We start from the raw sequence: 17,357 nt of genomic DNA, 5'->3' as shown, positions 1-17,357 counted from the left end.
ACGCTTCGGCGTGCGGGCCCTTCTTCGTCGCGCTGTGCGGCGCGTCGCCTGTCGGTGCTTATATCCACCGACCGTCGAGCCACATCCGGGAAAGCCAGTCCGAGTACGGGATCACCTTGCCGACGAAGATCGGATAGAAGTACGCGAAGCAGAGCCCGACCAGCAGCACGTACGCCCCGGCCGCGATGCTGCCGACCAGTCGACGTTCGTAGCTCGGGTCGCCGGGCAGCAGCGGCGCCACCTCACCCACGTCACCCCCGGCGGGCGCGATCAGCGCGCCGAGCACGTACACCACGGCAAGCACCAGGAACGGCAGCGCCGGCGCGGCGTAGAACGAGAACATCGTGCGGCCGTCGAGGGCGAACCAGAACCAGGGGAGCAGCCCGGCCGCCACGGTGAGCAGGATCGCGCCCGCCCGCCAGTCCCGGCGGGCCAGACCCAGCCAGGCCAGCGCCACCAGGGCGGGCAGGAACGACCACCACAGCAGGGGAGTGCCGAGCAGCAGGATCTCGGAGGCGCAGGTCGCTGCGCCGCATGTGCCGTCACCGGACCAGTGGAACGCCACCGGCCGGCCCAGCAGCAGCCACTGCCACGGCCACGACTGGTATTTGTGCGCGTCGTCGAGCTGGGCGTGGAAGCCGTACGCCGCCCGGTGGTACTCGAAGAGGTTGATCAGCGGCCCGATCACCGGGCGGTCGCTGAGCGGGGCGCTCGGGTAGGCCGACGCGAGCCGGTAGTAGCCGTCGTCGGTGAGCAGCCAGCCCGACCAGGTGGCGACATAGGTGCCCAGCATCAGCACGCCCGCGAGCACCAGCCAGGGCAGCTCGTCGAGCAGGGTGTCGCGCCAGGGCCGGCGGACCCCCGCCGAGCGGCGGACGCCGACCTCCCAGAAGAGCACCAGCAGCGCGAAGACCGGCACGAAATACAGTGCGCTCCACTTCACCGCGCAGGCACAGCCGATCAGCACCCCGGCCGCCAACCGCCACCACGGCCAGGTGCGCCAACCGGTCGGTGGCCGGCCGGCACGGCCCGGTCGGCTCGGGTCGAGCCCGTCGTCCAGGGCCCGCGCCCAGCGCCTGCGGCGGGCGTCCCGATCGAGCACCAACGCGCCGAACGCGGCCAGCACGAAGAAGAGCAGGAAGATGTCGAGCAGCGCCGCGCGGGACAGCACCAGGTGGAAGCCGTCGAGGGCGAGCAGCAGACCGGCCGCGCAGCCGAGCACCGTCGAGCGGAACATCCGCCGACCGATGCGGACCAGCAGCAACACCGACAGGGTGCCGATCACGGCCGCCGAGAACCGCCAGCCGAACGCCGGCGCGGTGGTCAGCAGGTGCCCGGGGACGGAGACCTTCGAGTCGGCGTCCTGGTAGCCGAAGGCCCACTCGCCGAGGCCGATCAGCCACTTGCCCAGTGGCGGGTGCACCACGTACGACGGGACGTTGTCCTTGTAGTTCCACTCGACGCCGCGGGAGATCAGCCCGTAGGCGTCCTTGGCGTAGTAGGTCTCGTCGAAGATCTTTTCCTTCGGGCTGGACAGCCCGACGAAGCGCAGGATCGCCGCGACGGCCACCACCACCGCCGTGGCCAGCCAGGAGAACCGGTCCAGCTGGGTGTCGACGGTGGCGAACCTCCGCCGGAGCGCGGCGGACGCGCCACCGCCACCGGCACTCGGTGCCGTCGGCTCCTGGTTGGGGCTGGGCTCGCCCGTCACCTCGACCATCTTGGCAGGCTCGGCGCTCGGGCTCTGCGCTGTCGACGCACTCGTCACCCGGCGATCGTAGGCTGCCAAGGTGCCCGGTGGCGCCCGTCGTCCCCGATACCGGTACTCGCTGTCGATGAAGGAGACGAATTCGTGGGTGAAAAGTCCGAAGCTGGGCGCCTGATCCTGCTCGGTGCCCCGCTCGGCAACCCGGCCGACGCCTCGGCCCGACTCCGGGAGGTGCTGAGCACCGCCGACGTGGTCGCGGCCGAGGACACCCGGCGGCTGACCCGGCTGGCCCGCGACCTCGACATCACGGTCGGCGGCCGGATCGTCTCCTACTTCGAGGGCAACGAGGAGCGGCGCACCCCCGAGCTGGTCGAGGTCATCCTCGGCGGGTACGTGGTGGCACTGGTCACCGACGGGGGGATGCCGAGCGTCTCCGACCCCGGCTACCGGCTGGTCCGGGCCGCACTGGACGTCGGGGCGCCGGTCACCGTCGCCCCCGGGCCCAGCGCGGTCACCACCGCGCTGGCGGTCTCCGGGTTGCCCTGTGACCGGTTCTGCTTCGAGGGCTTCCTGCCCCGCACCCCTGGTGCCCGCCGAACCCGGCTGCGCGCGCTCGCCGCCGAGGAACGCACGCTGGTCTTCTTCGAGGCCCCGCACCGGATCGGCGCGGCCCTCACCGACCTCGCCGACACGTTCGGCGCGGACCGGCCGGCCGCGCTCTGCCGAGAGTTGACCAAGACCTACGAGGAGGTGCTCCGCCGCCCCCTCGGCGAGCTGGCCCGGTGGGCCGCCGAGGGAGACCCGCGCGGCGAGATCACCCTGGTGGTGGCCGGTGCGCCGGTGATCGCCCCGGAACGCCCCGACGACGACACCCTGCGCGCGGCGGTCGCCGAGCGGGAGGCCGCCGGGCGGTCCCGCCGGGATGCCATCACCGACGTCGCCACCGAGTACGCGCTGCGTCGGCGCGACGTCTACACCATCGTGCACAGCTGACCCACGCTCCCGGCCGCGGCGGGGTTCGCCGGGCGTTGTGCTCACCAGGCGGAGGCCAGGAAGCCGACGGTGATCAGCACCGGGCCGGCGATGGCGGCGGTCACCGCCCAGCGGCGGTGCCGACGGCCGGGCAGCCGCGCCGACCCGGTCCACCGGACGATGCCGGCCGTGCAGGCCAGCACCACCAGCAGGCCGGGCAGCCAGCGCAGGTGTCGGCCCACGCCGCTGTCCGCGTACGCGGTGCCGGCGTCCGGGCCGGTCATCCGCGCCGGCACCGGCGTACCGCTCGCGTTCTCCCCGGCGGGTACGCCGCTGACCCGCACACCGTGCGCGACGAACCGCCCGTCCTCGGCCGTGAACGTGCCCCGACAGCGTTGGGTGAGCCCGCCACCGGTGCAGCCGTCGAGCACCACCGTGCCCACCCGGGCGTGCCCGACGGCGAGCCAGAACGGGCCGGCGCTGACCCAGGCGAAGAAGGCCGCCACCAGACTCAGCGTCACCAGCGCGGCGAGCCCGGGCAGCGGGTCGGGCGGTGGGGTCGTACGGCTCGGTGCCCGGCGGCGCACCGGCCGGGAGCCGCGGTCCCCCGACGGCCCATGGTCCTCCCGCACCGGGGTGCCGTCCCAGTGCACCTCCTCGATCGGCGCCCAGAAGACGCCGTCGTCGCTCGGCGTGTCACCGTCGGGCCGGCCCTCCCGTTGCAGGCGGCCCTGCTGGCGGACGGGCACCCGACGCGGCACCGCGTCCACCGGCGCGCCGGTGGTGGGTTCCAGCTCGACGGCCTCCAGCTCGACGGCCTCCGTGGCGGCGGGTGCCGAGCCGACCGGTGAGCCTGGCGCGCCGGGGCGGGCCGGGCTCGGTACGGGTGCCGCCGGGGTTGGCCGGGCCGGGGTGGGTGTCGGCGCGGCCGGCGTGGGCCGGACCGGGGTGGCGGCACGTTGCCCAGCCTCCTCCCGGCTCGACGTGACCGCCTGTCCCGACGGCGTGGCCTGCTGCTCCCCGGGCCGTGGGACGGGGCTCGGTCGAGGGCTGGGGCCGGGTCGCGACGTGGAACCCGGGTCGCCGCCGGGCACCACCCGGGGCTGGGGCGCCACCCCGGCACTCCGGGGCGAGGCCGGCTCGGGGCCGGGGTCGTCGCCGACCGCCGGGCCGGTGTGACGGTCCTCGTGCTCCCGTTCCGTTCGTCTGCCAGTCACGAGGTTCATTGCACACCGGTCCGGGAGGCGGAACGGGCAGCTCGACCGCGTGTCGGCGACAAATCGGACCAATGGTGGACGTGGTCGGCCCGGTCCGCCGGCCCGGCACCCCCCATTGGTTCGCGGACGCCCCGGACGGGTCACTAGGCTTGCTGCTCATGAGTCACGTTCTCGCGGCAGTGGCCTGGCCGTACGCCAACGGCCCCCGCCACATCGGCCACGTCTCCGGTTTCGGCGTTCCCTCCGACGTCTTCGCCCGGTACATGCGGATGGCCGGCCACGACGTGCTCATGGTCTCCGGCACCGACGAGCACGGCACCCCGATCCAGGTGCAGGCCGACGCCGACGGGGTGACCCCGCGCGAGCTGGCCGACCGGTACAACAGGGTGATCGTCGAGGACCTGCACGGCCTTGGCCTCTCCTACGACCTGTTCACCCGCACCACCACCCGCAACCACTACGCGGTGGTGCAGGAGTTGTTCGAGGGGATGTACCGCAACGGCTACATCGTGCCGAAGACCACCATGGGCGCCATCTCCCCGTCCACCGGCCGCACCCTGCCCGACCGCTACATCGAGGGCACCTGCCCGATCTGCGGGTACGACAGCGCCCGGGGCGACCAGTGCGACAACTGCGGCAACCAGCTCGACCCGATCGACCTGATCGACCCGAAGTCACGGATCAACGGGGAGACCCCGAAGTTCGTCGAGACCGAGCACTTCTTCCTGGACCTGCCCGCGCTGGCCGAGGTGCTGCGGCAGTGGTTGGACACCCGGGAGGGGTGGCGGCCCAACGTGCTGCGGTTCTCCCGCAACCTGCTCGACGACCTCCAGCCCCGGGCGATCACCCGCGACCTGGAGTGGGGCGTGCCGATCCCGCTGGACGGCTGGCGGGACCGGCCGGACAAGCGGATCTACGTCTGGTTCGACGCGGTGATCGGCTACCTGTCCGCGTCGATCGAGTGGGCCCGCCGCTCCGGCGACCCGGAGGCGTGGCGGGTGTACTGGAACTCCAAGGACGGCGAGGGCAGCGTCCCGTCGGCCGACGGAGTCGGCGGAGACGCCCGGTCCTACTACTTCATGGGCAAGGACAACATCGTCTTCCACTCGGTCATCTGGCCGGCGCTGCTCTCCGGATACTCCGGCGAGGGCTCCCGCGACGGTGCGCCGGGCGAGCTGGGTCGGCTCAACCTGCCCACCGAGGTGGTGTCGAGCGAATACCTGACCATGGAAGGACGCAAGTTCTCCTCGTCCCGCAAGGTGGTCATCTACGTTCGCGACTTCCTGGAGCGCTACGACGCCGACGCGCTGCGGTACTTCATCGCCGCCGCCGGCCCGGAGAGCAACGACACCGACTTCACCTGGGCCGAGTTCCTCCGCCGCAACAACGACGAGCTGGTCGCCGGCTGGGGCAACCTGGTCAACCGGTGCGTCTCGATGGCGGCGAAGAACTTCGGGGCGATCCCACCGGTCGACCCGGCCGGGCTCACCGAAGCCGACGAAGCCCTGCTGGCGACCTCCCGGACCGGCTTCACCACCGTGGGCGACCTGATCGGTCGGCACCGCCAGAAGCAGGCGATCGGCGAGGCCATGCGGGTGGTCGCCGAGGCCAACAGGTACCTCTCCGAGCAGGCCCCGTGGAAGCTCAAGGGCGAGGCGGACAAGCCCCGTATGGGCACCATCCTGCACGTCGCCCTCCAGGTGATCAGCGACGCGAACACGCTGCTCACCCCGTTCCTCCCGCACTCCGCACAGCAGGTGCACGAGCTGCTCGGCGGCACCGGTGTGCACGCGCCGATGCCCGTCATCGAGCAGGTCGACGACCTGGACGGCGGCCCGTCGTACCCGGTGCTCACCGGGGACTACACCGTCGGCGCGCGCTGGGAGTCGGTGTCGATCGAGGCGGGCCGGCCACTGGCGACGCCGAAGCCGGTGTTCCGCAAGCTCGACCCGTCGATCGTCGACGAGGAGCTGGCCCGACTGGCCGACTGAACGCGCGACACCCCCGGCGGCAGGGCAACCGGCCGCCGGGGGGCGTCACATCGCGTACCGGGTGTCCATCACCTGGTCGTCGCTCACCTCGGCGCCCGGCGCCCAGGTCTCGTAGATGCCGCGGTCGTGACACTGCGCGCCGGTGGCGACCACGGCGTCCGGGTCCGGGAAGCGCAGCCGCAGCCGCAACCAGCCGGCCTCCTCCCGCAGCACCAGGCACGGCACGCCCCGCCACTGGGCGAACCGGAGCCGGCGGGCCACCGCGTCCACCGGATAACGGGCCGCCCGGGTCATCGCCAGCACCCGGAACCCGCCGGGCAGGTCGGCCACCGCCTCGTACTCGGTGTCGCCGTAGAGGCCCACCAACTGCGTGGAGCGTGGAGCGTCCCCGGTCGGCACGTACTCCTGGTCGGGGGAGAGGCCCGGCACCGCGGCCAGCAGGTGCCGCCACTGCGGGCCCACCATCCGCAGCCATCCGCGCTGCTCGGCCTGGTAGGTGTAGAGCACGACCTCCACCCTCTCGGCGGGATAGGCCAGCAGGGTGGCGTTCGCCGGCATCGGCAGGTCGGCGAAGTCCCGGGTGACGAACTCGGGAATGAGCTGGCCGTTGCTCGGCACGAAGCCGGTACCCAGCACCGGTGGGCCCAGCCGGTCCCGGGAGGCCAGCGCGGTCAGGCCCCGGTGCGTCTCGCCCACCGGCACGTCGTAGTCGCCCGGGTCGGCGGCCCGCCACCGCAGCGCGTACGCGACGTCCGAGCCGTCCCGCCCGACGTCACCGTCGGTGCGGAGCACCGTGGTGGCCGTCGGCGTACGCAGGTGCGCCACGTCGTGCTCGCGGTAGCAGAAGCCGTGCGGCAGCCAGCCCCGCACGTACCCGGCGAGCTGCCGGGGCGAGAGCACCTTCACCATCCGGGTGCCCCGCCGCACCACCGCCGAGGCACGCACCGCGGCCAGGACGGGGTCGCCCGCCGCGGACGGCTGCTGACTGAGCTGGTGCACGTGCGTCCAGCCGCGTTCCCGGTGCGCCGGCATCATCAGCGGCGTCTCCGGCTCCTCGGCCGGCTCGGTCGCCCCGTGCACCGCGCTGGCCTCGGTGACGTGCACGAACCGGCGCCACGGCAGGGCGCTGCCCGGTCGGGACGCCCGCTCGAAGCCGGCCACCTCCTCGGCGCTGAACAGCTCGTACGCGGCGCCCCGGGCGATCTCCTCGGCCGGGTACACGCCGCCGCCGAACGCCACGCGCAGCCCGGTACGTTCTCCGGCCGCGCCGCTCGCGTGGGGTGTGACGCTCACGCCGCCGCCTCGCTTCGCTCGGCAGCGGCGCGAGGCGCCACGCTGCTGTGCCCCATGGTTCGCTCGCTGCGCTCGCTCACGCCGCGACGGTAGAGTCGCGCGGCGTAGTCGAGGTGAACGTCGGGTGGCGGGCAGATGGCCGGGCCCGGTGTGTGATGCTGTCGCTGATGAGCGAGCCCACTGAATCCCGCCGAGAGCGTGCCCGCCGGCGGGCCGGAGAGTTTCCGCCCGCCCCCGAGCCGCTGCCCCGGCCGGTGCTGGACAGCCACACCCACCTGGACATCACCGTCAGCGAGGCCGGTGTGCCCGGCGGCGGGCCAGCCGACGACCCGGTCGGTACGGCGATCGCGCTGGCCACCAAGGTCGGCGTGGACCGGCTGGTCCAGGTGGGCGTGGACGTCGCCTCCTCACAGTGGGGCGCGGACACCGCCGAGCGGTATCCCGCGGTGCTGGCCACCGTCGCGCTGCACCCCAACGAGGCGCCCCGCCTCACCGACCTCGACGAGGCGCTGCGGCAGATCGAGTCGCTGGCCGCCCGCGACCGGGTCCGGGGGATCGGCGAGACCGGGATGGACTTCTTCCGGACCGGCGACGAGGGGCGGGCCGCGCAGGAGCAGAGCTTCCGGGCGCACATCGCCATCGCCAAGCGGTACGGCAAGGCGTTGGTCATCCACGACCGGGACGCGCACGCGGACGTGCTGCGGATCCTCGACGACGAGGGCGCTCCCGACCGGGTGGTGCTGCACTGCTTCTCCGGTGACGCCGACTTCGCCCGCGAGTGCGTCCGCCGGGGCTACCTGCTCAGCTTCGCCGGCACGGTCACCTTCGGCAGCGCCACCGCGCTGCGCGAGGCCGCCGCGCTCACCCCGGTCGACCAGATCCTGGTGGAGACCGACGCCCCGTACCTCACGCCGACGCCGTACCGCGGCCGCCCGAACGCGTCGTACCTGATCCCGCTGACCGTCCGCGCGCTCGCCGCGACCACCGGCAGTGACCTGGACGAGCTGTGCGCGGCCATCTCCGCCACCGGCGACAGTGCCTTCGGGCCGTGGTGAGCCCGGGCCGGCGGTCGTCCCCGACGTCGCCGCTACGCTGCCAGGCATGACCGGTCTCCTCGGCCCGGCGGAGATCCGGGAACTCGCCGCCCGGCTGGGCGTCGCGCCCACCAAGAAGCTGGGCCAGAACTTCGTGCACGACCCGAACACCGTGCGCCGGATCGTCACCGCCGCCGGGCTGACCCCCGACGACGTGGCCCTGGAGGTCGGCCCCGGGCTCGGCTCACTGACCCTGGGGCTGCTGCCGGTCGCCGGGCACGTACACGCCGTGGAGATCGACCCGGTGCTCGCCGGTGCCCTGCCGGAGACCGCCGCGCGGCATGCCGGGGCGGACGCCGACCGGCTCACCGTGCACCGCGCGGACGCCCTGCGCATCGACGCCGCCGAGCTGGCCGACCCACCGCCGACCGCGCTGGTCGCGAACCTGCCCTACAACGTGGCCGTGCCCGTGGTGCTGCACCTGCTCGCCGTGCTGCCCACCCTGCGGCACGGCCTGGTCATGGTGCAGAAGGAGGTCGCCGACCGGCTGGTCGCCGGTCCCGGCTCCAAGGTGTACGGCATTCCGTCGGTCAAGCTCGCCTGGTACGCCCACGCCCGGGGCGCCGGCAAGGTGCCGCCGAACGTGTTCTGGCCGGTGCCCAACGTCGACTCCGGTCTGGTCGCCTTCGCCTGTCACGCACCGCCCCGCACCGACGTACCCCGGGAACGGGTCTTCGCCGTGGTCGACGCGGCGTTCGCGCAGCGGCGCAAGACGCTGCGCGCCGCGCTGGCCGGTTGGGCCGGCAGCGCGGACCGGGCCGCCGCCGCGCTCACCGCAGCCGGCGTCGACCCCGGCGCCCGGGGGGAGTCACTGACCGTCGAGCAGTTCGCCGCCATCGCCGCGTCGGCTCCGGTCGGTACGCCGGCCGCGAAGTAGGCTGACGCCCGTGCCCGCCCAGGACGCCGAGGAGCAGATCGTGGCCAAGCCGTTCGACATCCGCCTGCACGTGCGGGACAACACCCCGTGACCGAGGCCTGGCGACCGGACGGCGAGGACGAGCGGCGCGGGGCCACCGGGCCGGTGAAGGTCCGGGTGCCCGCGAAGGTCAATCTGCACCTCGGGGTGGGCCCGCTGCGCCGTGACGGCTACCACGAGTTGAACACGATCTACCACGCCATCTCGATCTACGACGAGCTGACGGCCCGCCGGGGCGACACCCTCGCCCTGACCATGGAGGGCGAGGGCACCGGTGAGCTGGCCCTGGACGACACCAACCTGGTGATCCGTGCGGCGCACGCCCTCGCCGGGTACGCGGGGGTGCTGCCGCACGCCCGGCTGCACCTGCGCAAGCAGATCCCGCTCGCCGGTGGGCTGGCCGGCGGCAGCGCCGACGCGGCCGCCGCGCTGGTGGCCTGCGACGCGCTCTGGGGCACCGGGCTGTCCCGCGACGAGCTGGCCGGGATCGCCGCCGACCTCGGTTCCGACGTGCCGTTCCTGATCTACGGTGGCACCGCGCTGGGCACCGGCCGGGGCGAGGCGATCAGCCCGGTGCTGGCCCGCCCGACCTCCTGGCACTGGGTGGTGGCGATCGCCGACGGTGGCCTCTCCACCCCGGCCGCGTACCGCGAGTTGGACCGGCTGCGCGACTCCGGCGCCGCCAGCGACCCGCTCGGCTCCACCGACGCGTTGCTGGGCGCGCTGCGTCAGCGCGATCCCCGGGTGCTCGCCCGGACGCTCGGCAACGATCTTCAGGACGCCGCGCTGGCCATGCGCCCGGCGCTGGCCGACACCCTCAAGGCCGGCGAGGCGGCCGGCGCACTCACCGGTATCGTCTCCGGCTCCGGCCCGACCTGCGTGTTCCTCACCACCGACGCGGCCGACGCGGAGCGGATCGCCGCCGAGCTGACCGCCGCCGGTGTGTGCCGGGAGGCGCGGGTCGCGCACGGCCCGGTCGCCGGCGCCCGCGTCGGCTGACGGCTCGTCCCACCCGGCCTGCGGGCGCGCGGCGCGGGTGTCCGGGGCGTCCGCGTACCCTTGAGGCAGGCGTCCAGGTGCCCGCCGGCACCCGGACGCCTTGATCATGAAGGGTGGAACGTGGCGAACATCGTCAATCTGGACCGGGTGTCCAAGGGGTACGGCGCCGCTGGGCGGTTGCTCACGGACGTCTCGCTCGGTCTGGACGACGCCGACCGGATCGGCGTGGTCGGCCTCAACGGCGCCGGCAAGTCCACCCTGCTGCGGCTGCTCACCAAGCAGGAGGACCCCGACGACGGCCGGGTGACCCACCGCCGCGACCTGCGCGCGCTCTGGCTGCCGCAGCAGCTCACGCTGGCCCCCGACGCCACCGTCCGGGACGTCGTCCTCGGCACCGCCTGGCTCGACGAGGGCATGGGCGCCGAGCACGAGTGGGCCGGCGACGCCGGTGTCCGCGGCATCCTCGACGGCCTCGGTATGCCGCACCTCGGCCTCGACCAGCCGGTCGGCCCGATGTCCGGTGGCGAACGCCGCCGGGTGGCGCTCGCCGCGCTGCTCGTCCGCGAGTGCGACCTGCTCATCCTCGACGAGCCCACCAACCACCTCGACGTCGGCGGTGTCGACTGGCTGGCCCGGCACCTGGTCGGCCGCAGGGGCGCCCTGGTCGTGGTCACCCACGACCGGTGGTTCCTCGACGCGGTCTGCACCACCACCTGGGAGGTCGCCGACCAGACCGTTCGCGCCTACGAGGGTGGGTTCGCCGCCTGGACCCTCGCCCGCGCCGAGCGTGAGCGCGTCGCCGCCGCCACCGAGGCCCGCCGGCAGAACCTGCTCCGCAAGGAGATCGCCTGGCTGCGCCGTGGGCCGCCGGCCCGGACGTCCAAGCCCCAGTTCCGCATCGACGCCGCGAACGCGTTGATCGCCGACGTGCCGCCGGCGCGGGACACCATGTCCCTGCAACGCATGGCCACCTCCCGGCTCGGCAAGCAGGTGTACGACCTGGAGAACGTCGAGCTGCACGCCGGCCCCAAGGAGATCCTCCGCGACGTCACCTGGCTGGTCGGCCCCGGTGACCGGATCGCCATCCTCGGTGCCAACGGGGCTGGCAAGACCACGCTGTTGCGGATGCTCGCCGGCATCACCCGACCCGACGGTGGCCGCCTCGGCACCGGCTCCACCGTGCGACCCGCGTTCCTCTCCCAAGAACTCACCGAGCTGCCCGGGCACCTGCGGGTGCTGGAAGCCGTCGAGGAGGTCGCCCGCCGCGTCCAGCTCGGCGACCGGGAGGTCTCCGCCGCGCAGCTCGCCGAGGTGTTCGGCTTCGACGACCGCCGGCTCTGGACCCCGGTCAGTGACCTCTCCGGTGGGGAACGCCGCCGGTTGCAGATGCTGCGGCTGCTCGCCGGCGAGCCCAACGTGCTGCTCTTCGACGAGCCCACCAACGACCTGGACACCGACACCCTCGCCTCGCTGGAGGACCTGCTCGACTCGTGGCCCGGCACGATCATCGTGGCGAGCCACGACCGTTACCTGATCGAGCGGGTCACCGACACGGCGTACGGGATGTTCGGCGACGGTCGCCTGGTGCACCTGCCGGGCGGGGTGGACGAGTACCTTGCCCGCACCGCGGAGCGGGCCGGGTTCGCCCCCCGGGTCGGCGGCGCGAACCCGACCGCCGCGCCCACCGGCCCGAGCGCGGGTGGCATGTCCGCGGCCGAGGTCCGGCAGGCCCGTAAGGAGCTGAGTCGGCTGGAACGGCAACTCGGCAAACTCGACCAGCGCGAGACCACGCTGCTCGGTCAGCTCGCGGCGGACGCCACCGACTACGCCCGGGTGGCCGAGTTGGACACCCAGCTCAAGGATCTGCGCGCCGAGCGGGAGCGGATCGAGGAGAGCTGGATGACCCTCGCCGAGGACCTGCCCGAGAGCTGACCGGGCCAGGCACGCCCGGCGAGGACCGTGTGCGGCGTCACACCGCCACATGCGAGACAATCGTCGGTGACACCTCACCCCACGGCGTTGGAGACACAGACATGGCACACACCCCCGTCAACCACCCCGCGCGGCCGATCTACCGGGCGATCGGCGGGCTGACCGGTCTGTACCTGGTGGTCTTCGGGGTGCTCGGCATCATCGCGAGCACCGGCAACGAGATCCTCGCCCAGGACGACACGCGGGTCCTCGGTCAGGGCACCAACCTCGGCTTCTCGCTGCTCAGCGTGTTGCTCGGGATCGTCGTGCTGGTCGGCACGGCCCTCGGTCGCAACATCGACGTGGCGATCAACCAGTGGCTGGCGTACGCCCTGATGGTGATCGGCCTGGCGGGTCTCGCGTTCATCCGGACCGACGCCAACATCTTCAACTTCAGCATCACCACCGTGGTCGTGGTGCTGTCGGCGTCCCTGGTGCTGCTGATGGTCGGCATGTACGGCAAGGTCGGGTCCGAGGAGGAGGCGGAGGCCTTCCACAAGGCTCGTCTGATTCTCTGAGCTTTTCTTGGTTGTTGCGGTGGTGGTTTTCGCCGGAGCCCGAGCTGCTCCGGGCGGTCAGGCTTGATCCCTGCGCAGCTCGGGCTCCGGCGAAAACCCGACCTGGTCCAGCCTGCGGCGGACCCTTTCCGGCTTTGTGGTTCTTCGGACAGTTGGCTCTGCCTGGGGTGACAATCCTCCTGAAGCGGTTGATTCAGGGGGTCTCGGCATGCCGCACTTTCCGGTGAACCATCCGGCACGGCCGCTCTACCGGGTCCTGTCCGGTCTGATCGGCGTCTACATCCTGGTCTTCGGCGTCTGGGGCGTCGCCGAGACGATCGGTGACCCGCTCTTCGACCGGAGCAGCACCTGGGCCCTCGGGCTCCGGACCAACCTGGCCTTCTCACTCGCCTCGGTGATCTTCGGAATCGTCCTGATCATCGGGGCGTCCCGGCGCAGCAACCTCGGCCACTACATGAACCTCATCGCCGGTGTGGTGTTCCTGGTGACCAGCATCCTGATGATGTCCGTGCTGCAGACCGAGGCGAACTTCCTCAACTTCTCGATGTCGACAGTGGTGGTGTCGATGTTGTTCGGCCTGATCCTGCTCGGCACCGGTCTCTACGACAAGGTCGGCCCACCGGAGCACGCGGAGCAGGAGTTGGAGCGCCGTAAACACCCGGTGGCCGACGCGCACCGCCGCTGATCGGGCTCAGCGGCGCCGGCCGTTCATCGGGCTCAGCGGCGCCGGCCGGTGATCAGCGTCGGCTTCGCCTCCAGGTGCGACAACCCGTTCCAGGCCAGGTTGACCAGGTGCGCCGCCACCGTCTCCTTGCGCGGCTTGCGGACCTCCAGCCACCAGCGCCCGGTCAGCGCCACCATGCCGACCAGCGCCTGCGAGTACAGCTCGGCGAGCTTCGGGTCGTACCCGCGGCTCTTGTACTCGGCGCCCAGGATGTGCTCGACCTGGTGCGCCACGTCGTTCATGACGCTGCTGAAGTTGGCCGTGCCGGACATCAGCGGCGACTCGCGGACCAGCACCCGGAAACCGCTGGTCTCCTCCTCGATGTAGGTCAGCAGGGCGAGCGCCGCCTGTTCCAGCAGCTCCCGCGGATGGCCGGCGGTCAACGCCGTGGTGATCCGGTCCAGCAGGGCTCGGACCTCCCGGTCCACGACCACCGCGTAGAGCCCTTCCTTGCCACCGAAGTGCTCGTACACCACGGGCTTGGAGACCTTGGCGCGGGCCGCCACCTCCTCGATCGAGGTGGCGTCGAAACCGCGCTCGGCGAAGAGCTGCCGGCCGGTCGCGATCAACTGCTCCCGGCGTTGGGCCGCCGACATGCGAACCCGGGAGGCGGGTTTGGCCTTCGGCACCGGGGCCGGGGCGGGCGGTGTCACCCGTCGGCCGCCGACGCCGGCAGCGTCGCCGTCACTGACCTCGGGCATGTCGCCGCCTCGCTGGCGCTCGGTGACGCCCTGCCGTGGAATGGTGCCTCCGCTGTGCCCGTTCACGTCGTCGCCTCACTGTTGGGCGGTGCGACCGCCCTGCCGCGCCGTCCGACCGTACCCGGATCGGGCCCGGCTCCCGGTCTGCCGAGCCGTCCGGTCCCCCCGCGTGGCTCGGTCACCCGGCCATCCTGCCAGGCGGCATCTCGGCGCACCGCCCGGTTTTATCGGGGTGCGACCGGCTTCACCAGCTTCGCGGCGAGGCGCTCCGGCTTTGGCCAGCGCACCTGCGTCGCCGCGCCGATCTTCTCGAACAGCCAGATCACCCGGGCGGAGATGTCCACCTGACCGCGCAGGACGCCGTGCCGGGCGCTGGTCGGGTCGGCGTGGTGCAGGTTGTGCCAGCTCTCGCCGAACGACAGGATCGCCAGCGGCCAGAAGTTGGACGCGCGGTCGCCCTGGCGCATCGCGAACGGTCGCTCGCCGTAGACGTGGCAGACCGAGTTGATCGCCCACGTGACGTGGTGCAGCAGACCGATCCGGACCAGCCCGGCCCAGAAGAACGCGGTCAGCGCGCCCTGCCACGACCAGGTCACCAGGCCGCCGATCAGCGCGGGGCCGAGCAGCGAGACGGCCACCAGTGCGGGGAAGAGCCGGTCGACCCGGCTGATGTCGCGGTCGGCGATGAGGTCCGGCGCGAAGCGCGCACGGTTGGACAGCTCCCGGCGGAACAGCCAGCCCACGTGCGCGTGGAACAGGCCTCGGGTCAACGCCCAGAAACTGGTGCCGAAGCGCCACGGCGAGTGCGGGTCGCCCTCCAGGTCGGAGAACGCGTGGTGGCGGCGGTGGTCGGCGACCCACTGGATGATCTCGCCCTGCACCGCCAGGGAGCCCGCGACCGCCAGGGTCACCCGCAGCCACCGCTTGGCCTTGAACGAGCCGTGCGTGAAGTAGCGGTGGAAGCCGACGGTGATGCCGAGCCCGGAGACGACATACCAGACCAGGCCGATGATGACGTCGGTCCAGCCCAGCCAGCCGCCCCAGGCCACCGGCACGGCGACCAGCAGGGCGACGAAGGGGATCACCACGAAGGCCCAGAGGGCGGCCAGGATGCCGGGGGACTGGCTGCCGTCGGTGAGTGGCTTGGGGCCGGGTCCGGCGGTGTTGGGATCGAGCAGAGCGGTGGACATGGGACCTCGCAGGGGGATGGTTACGATCACGAAGCTACGCCTACGTCACCGTAACTTACGGCACCGTAGATCGCACGGGGAAGTTTCGAAAGGCCCTCACATAACCGCTCGTAGCCGCAGGTCAGGTGCCGCGTCGGGGCTGGGCAGCGTGGTCGACTGATCGACTCGGGTTGGCGCTCTCACCTCGCGCTGTCGCCCCGCTTCCGCTCTGCGGCGGGATGAGCGATGGCGTACGACGGCGGGGACGCTAAGGTGTAGCGGCGGGATGTTCATCCCCCTGACGCGACGCGCTCGTGTCGTTGATCGGCCGTGGTGTAATTGGCAACACCCGGGTCTTTGGTACCCGTATTTCAGGTTCGAACCCTGGCGGCCGAGCTGCCCATCTACGTCCGTTTTAGGGCCCGGTGGGGGTAAGAGGAAGACAGGTAGGGCCTCGCGGTTAGCATGACCGCGAGAGTGTCCGCCGTCCCGACGGGAGCCACGTCGTGCCCCAGCCCCACCTTCGTACCGTCGTCGTGCTCGCCGCCGGTGAGGGCAAGCGGATGAAGTCGACCCTGCCCAAGGTGCTGCACCCGCTGCTCGGTCGGACGCTGCTCGGTCACGTCCTGAGCGCCGCCGCACCGCTGGCCGCGGACCGCACCGTCGTCGTGGTGGGGCACGGTGCCGACCAGGTCCGGGCCCACCTGACCGAGGTCGCCCCGGACGCCACGCCCGTGCTCCAGGCCGAGCAGCTCGGCACCGGGCACGCCGTGCGGATCGCCCTGGACGCCGTCCCGGACGGCGCCGGCACCGTCGTGGTGATCAACGGGGACGTGCCACTGCTGCGCCCCGAGACGGTGGGCGCGCTGGTGACCGCGCACGAGCAGGCCGCTGCGGCGGCCACCGTGCTGGCCGCCGAGGTGCCCGACCCGACCGGGCTCGGTCGCATCGTCCGGGACGCCGACGGTCGCCTGGAGCAGATCGTCGAGGAGCGCGACGCCGACGCGACGCAGCGCGCGATCCGGGAGATCAACGCCGGCATCTACGCGTTCGACGCGGTACGGCTGCGCGAGGCCCTGAGCAAGCTCTCCACCGACAACGACCAGGGCGAGGAGTACCTGACCGACGTCTTCGGCCTGCTCCGCTCGGCCGGTGAGCCGGTCGCGGTGCACATGGCCGTCGACCACGTGGAGACGTTGGGCTGCAACGACCGGGTGGAGCTGGCGACGCTGCGCCGGCTGCTGCGCGACCGGGTCAACGAGGCGTGGATGCGCACCGGGGTGAGCCTCCTCGACCCCGCGACCACCTGGATCGACGTGACGGTGGCGCTGGACCGCGACGCGGTGGTCGACCAGAACACCCAGCTGCGTGGTGGCACGGTCGTCGGCACGGGCGCGTTGATCGGTCCGGACGTCACGCTGGTCGACACGATCGTGGGTCCCGACGCGTCGGTGGTCCGCAGCCACGCCGTCGGCGCCGAGATCGGCGCGGGCGCCAGCGTCGGCCCGTACGCGTATCTGCGGCCGGCGGCCCGGCTGGCCGAGAAGGCGAAGGTCGGCACGTTCGTCGAGGTGAAGAACTCGCAGATCGGCACCGGCTCGAAGGTGCCGCACCTGACCTACGTCGGCGACGCGACGATCGGCGAGCAGACCAACATCGGTGCCGCGTCGGTCTTCGTGAACTACGACGGGGTCAACAAGTACCGCACGGTCATCGGCAGCCACGCGCGCACCGGTGCCGACAACATGTTCGTGGCGCCGGTCGAGGTGGGTGACGGGGCGTACACCGCTGCCGGCTCGGTGATCGTCGACGACGTACCGGCCGGCGCGATGGGTGTAGCCCGCGCACGTCAGCGCAACATCGAGGGCTGGGTCGTGAAGCGTCGCGCCGGCACGGCCGCGGCCGAGGCGGCACAGCGTGCGCAGGACGCGAAGGGTGCGTCGGTGTTGCCCGCGACCGCAAGCGACAGTGAGGCAATCCACGGGGCGACCGAGACGGTGGGCGGCGCATCCGGCACGGGAGATACTGCAACCGAATAGTCCCCGACCCACCACCACCGGGTCGGGTACCGCCGACATAACGGG

At 72.4% G+C, this 17,357-nt stretch carries 14 protein-coding genes and 1 tRNA gene; 10 read left to right on the top strand and 5 right to left on the bottom strand.

Features of this window, described 5'->3' with window-relative positions; genetic code table 11:
- Positions 1–58: 58 nt before the first annotated feature.
- Entirely contained in the window at positions 59–1,768 is a 1,710-nt protein-coding gene (locus LADH09A_RS17520; protein WP_238646420.1) for a dolichyl-phosphate-mannose--protein mannosyltransferase, read from the bottom strand.
- Between the two features lie 84 nt (positions 1,769–1,852).
- Between LADH09A_RS17520 and rsmI the strand changes: the two genes are divergently transcribed.
- Positions 1,853–2,701, top strand: a complete 849-nt coding sequence (gene rsmI / locus LADH09A_RS17515) for a 16S rRNA (cytidine(1402)-2'-O)-methyltransferase (protein WP_238646418.1) — start codon at positions 1,853–1,855, stop codon at positions 2,699–2,701.
- A gap of 41 nt (positions 2,702–2,742) precedes the next feature.
- Here rsmI and LADH09A_RS17510 read toward each other — a convergent pair whose 3' ends face one another.
- Complete coding sequence (locus LADH09A_RS17510) at positions 2,743–3,897, bottom strand: hypothetical protein (RefSeq protein WP_238646416.1); 1,155 nt, start codon at positions 3,895–3,897, stop codon at positions 2,743–2,745.
- A gap of 158 nt (positions 3,898–4,055) precedes the next feature.
- Between LADH09A_RS17510 and metG the strand changes: the two genes are divergently transcribed.
- Entirely contained in the window at positions 4,056–5,888 is a 1,833-nt protein-coding gene (metG, locus tag LADH09A_RS17505; protein WP_238646414.1) for a methionine--tRNA ligase, read from the top strand.
- 45 nt (positions 5,889–5,933) lie between these two features.
- On the opposite strand, the gene LADH09A_RS17500 is transcribed toward metG, so the two are convergent.
- Positions 5,934–7,181 (bottom strand): hypothetical protein, encoded by a 1,248-nt coding sequence (locus LADH09A_RS17500; RefSeq protein ID WP_238646412.1) that lies wholly within the window; start codon positions 7,179–7,181, stop codon positions 5,934–5,936.
- A gap of 155 nt (positions 7,182–7,336) precedes the next feature.
- Between LADH09A_RS17500 and LADH09A_RS17495 the strand changes: the two genes are divergently transcribed.
- From LADH09A_RS17495 to LADH09A_RS17470, 6 genes are all read left to right on the top strand, one after another.
- Complete coding sequence (locus LADH09A_RS17495) at positions 7,337–8,236, top strand: TatD family hydrolase (protein ID WP_238646410.1); 900 nt, start codon at positions 7,337–7,339, stop codon at positions 8,234–8,236.
- Positions 8,237–8,282: 46 nt separating this feature from the next.
- A complete protein-coding gene (gene rsmA / locus LADH09A_RS17490; protein WP_238646409.1) occupies positions 8,283–9,152 on the top strand; it encodes a 16S rRNA (adenine(1518)-N(6)/adenine(1519)-N(6))-dimethyltransferase RsmA in 870 nt (289 codons plus the stop codon).
- Positions 9,153–9,239: 87 nt separating this feature from the next.
- Entirely contained in the window at positions 9,240–10,190 is a 951-nt protein-coding gene (locus LADH09A_RS17485; protein ID WP_238646407.1) for a 4-(cytidine 5'-diphospho)-2-C-methyl-D-erythritol kinase, read from the top strand.
- Positions 10,191–10,310: 120 nt separating this feature from the next.
- Positions 10,311–12,122, top strand: a complete 1,812-nt coding sequence (locus tag LADH09A_RS17480) for an ABC-F family ATP-binding cassette domain-containing protein (RefSeq protein ID WP_238646405.1) — start codon at positions 10,311–10,313, stop codon at positions 12,120–12,122.
- 101 nt (positions 12,123–12,223) lie between these two features.
- A complete protein-coding gene (locus tag LADH09A_RS17475; protein WP_238646403.1) occupies positions 12,224–12,679 on the top strand; it encodes a DUF4383 domain-containing protein in 456 nt (151 codons plus the stop codon).
- Between the two features lie 208 nt (positions 12,680–12,887).
- Positions 12,888–13,364 (top strand): DUF4383 domain-containing protein, encoded by a 477-nt coding sequence (locus LADH09A_RS17470; protein WP_238646401.1) that lies wholly within the window; start codon positions 12,888–12,890, stop codon positions 13,362–13,364.
- A gap of 32 nt (positions 13,365–13,396) precedes the next feature.
- On the opposite strand, the gene LADH09A_RS17465 is transcribed toward LADH09A_RS17470, so the two are convergent.
- Together LADH09A_RS17465 and LADH09A_RS17460 are read right to left on the bottom strand one after the other, a co-directional pair.
- Positions 13,397–14,104, bottom strand: a complete 708-nt coding sequence (locus LADH09A_RS17465; protein ID WP_238646643.1) for a TetR/AcrR family transcriptional regulator — start codon at positions 14,102–14,104, stop codon at positions 13,397–13,399.
- A gap of 224 nt (positions 14,105–14,328) precedes the next feature.
- Complete coding sequence (locus LADH09A_RS17460) at positions 14,329–15,294, bottom strand: acyl-CoA desaturase (RefSeq protein ID WP_238646399.1); 966 nt, start codon at positions 15,292–15,294, stop codon at positions 14,329–14,331.
- Positions 15,295–15,597: 303 nt separating this feature from the next.
- On the opposite strand from LADH09A_RS17460, the gene LADH09A_RS17455 reads away from it, so the two are divergent.
- Together LADH09A_RS17455 and glmU are read left to right on the top strand one after the other, a co-directional pair.
- Positions 15,598–15,669, top strand: a tRNA-Gln gene (locus LADH09A_RS17455).
- 110 nt (positions 15,670–15,779) lie between these two features.
- Positions 15,780–17,312, top strand: a complete 1,533-nt coding sequence (gene glmU / locus LADH09A_RS17450; RefSeq protein WP_308194600.1) for a bifunctional UDP-N-acetylglucosamine diphosphorylase/glucosamine-1-phosphate N-acetyltransferase GlmU — start codon at positions 15,780–15,782, stop codon at positions 17,310–17,312.
- Positions 17,313–17,357: the final 45 nt, after the last annotated feature.

This window comes from Micromonospora cabrerizensis, assembly GCF_022230955.1.
Classification (GTDB): domain Bacteria; phylum Actinomycetota; class Actinomycetes; order Mycobacteriales; family Micromonosporaceae; genus Micromonospora; species Micromonospora cabrerizensis.
This window is presented reverse-complemented; position numbering and strand designations above follow the sequence as displayed.

What these genes read in the sequence shown, in the direction of transcription:
- metG (WP_238646414.1), top strand. Translation starts at nt 4,056, where the DNA reads ATGAGTCACGTTCTCGCGGCAGTGGCCTGGCCGTACGCCAACGGCCCC.
- LADH09A_RS17495 (WP_238646410.1), top strand. Translation starts at nt 7,337, where the DNA reads ATGCTGTCGCTGATGAGCGAGCCCACTGAATCCCGCCGAGAGCGTGCC.
- rsmA (WP_238646409.1), top strand. Translation starts at nt 8,283, where the DNA reads ATGACCGGTCTCCTCGGCCCGGCGGAGATCCGGGAACTCGCCGCCCGG.
- LADH09A_RS17475 (WP_238646403.1), top strand. Translation starts at nt 12,224, where the DNA reads ATGGCACACACCCCCGTCAACCACCCCGCGCGGCCGATCTACCGGGCG.
- LADH09A_RS17470 (WP_238646401.1), top strand. Translation starts at nt 12,888, where the DNA reads ATGCCGCACTTTCCGGTGAACCATCCGGCACGGCCGCTCTACCGGGTC.
- LADH09A_RS17465 (WP_238646643.1), bottom strand. Translation starts at nt 14,104, where the DNA reads ATGCCCGAGGTCAGTGACGGCGACGCTGCCGGCGTCGGCGGCCGACGG.
- LADH09A_RS17460 (WP_238646399.1), bottom strand. Translation starts at nt 15,294, where the DNA reads ATGTCCACCGCTCTGCTCGATCCCAACACCGCCGGACCCGGCCCCAAG.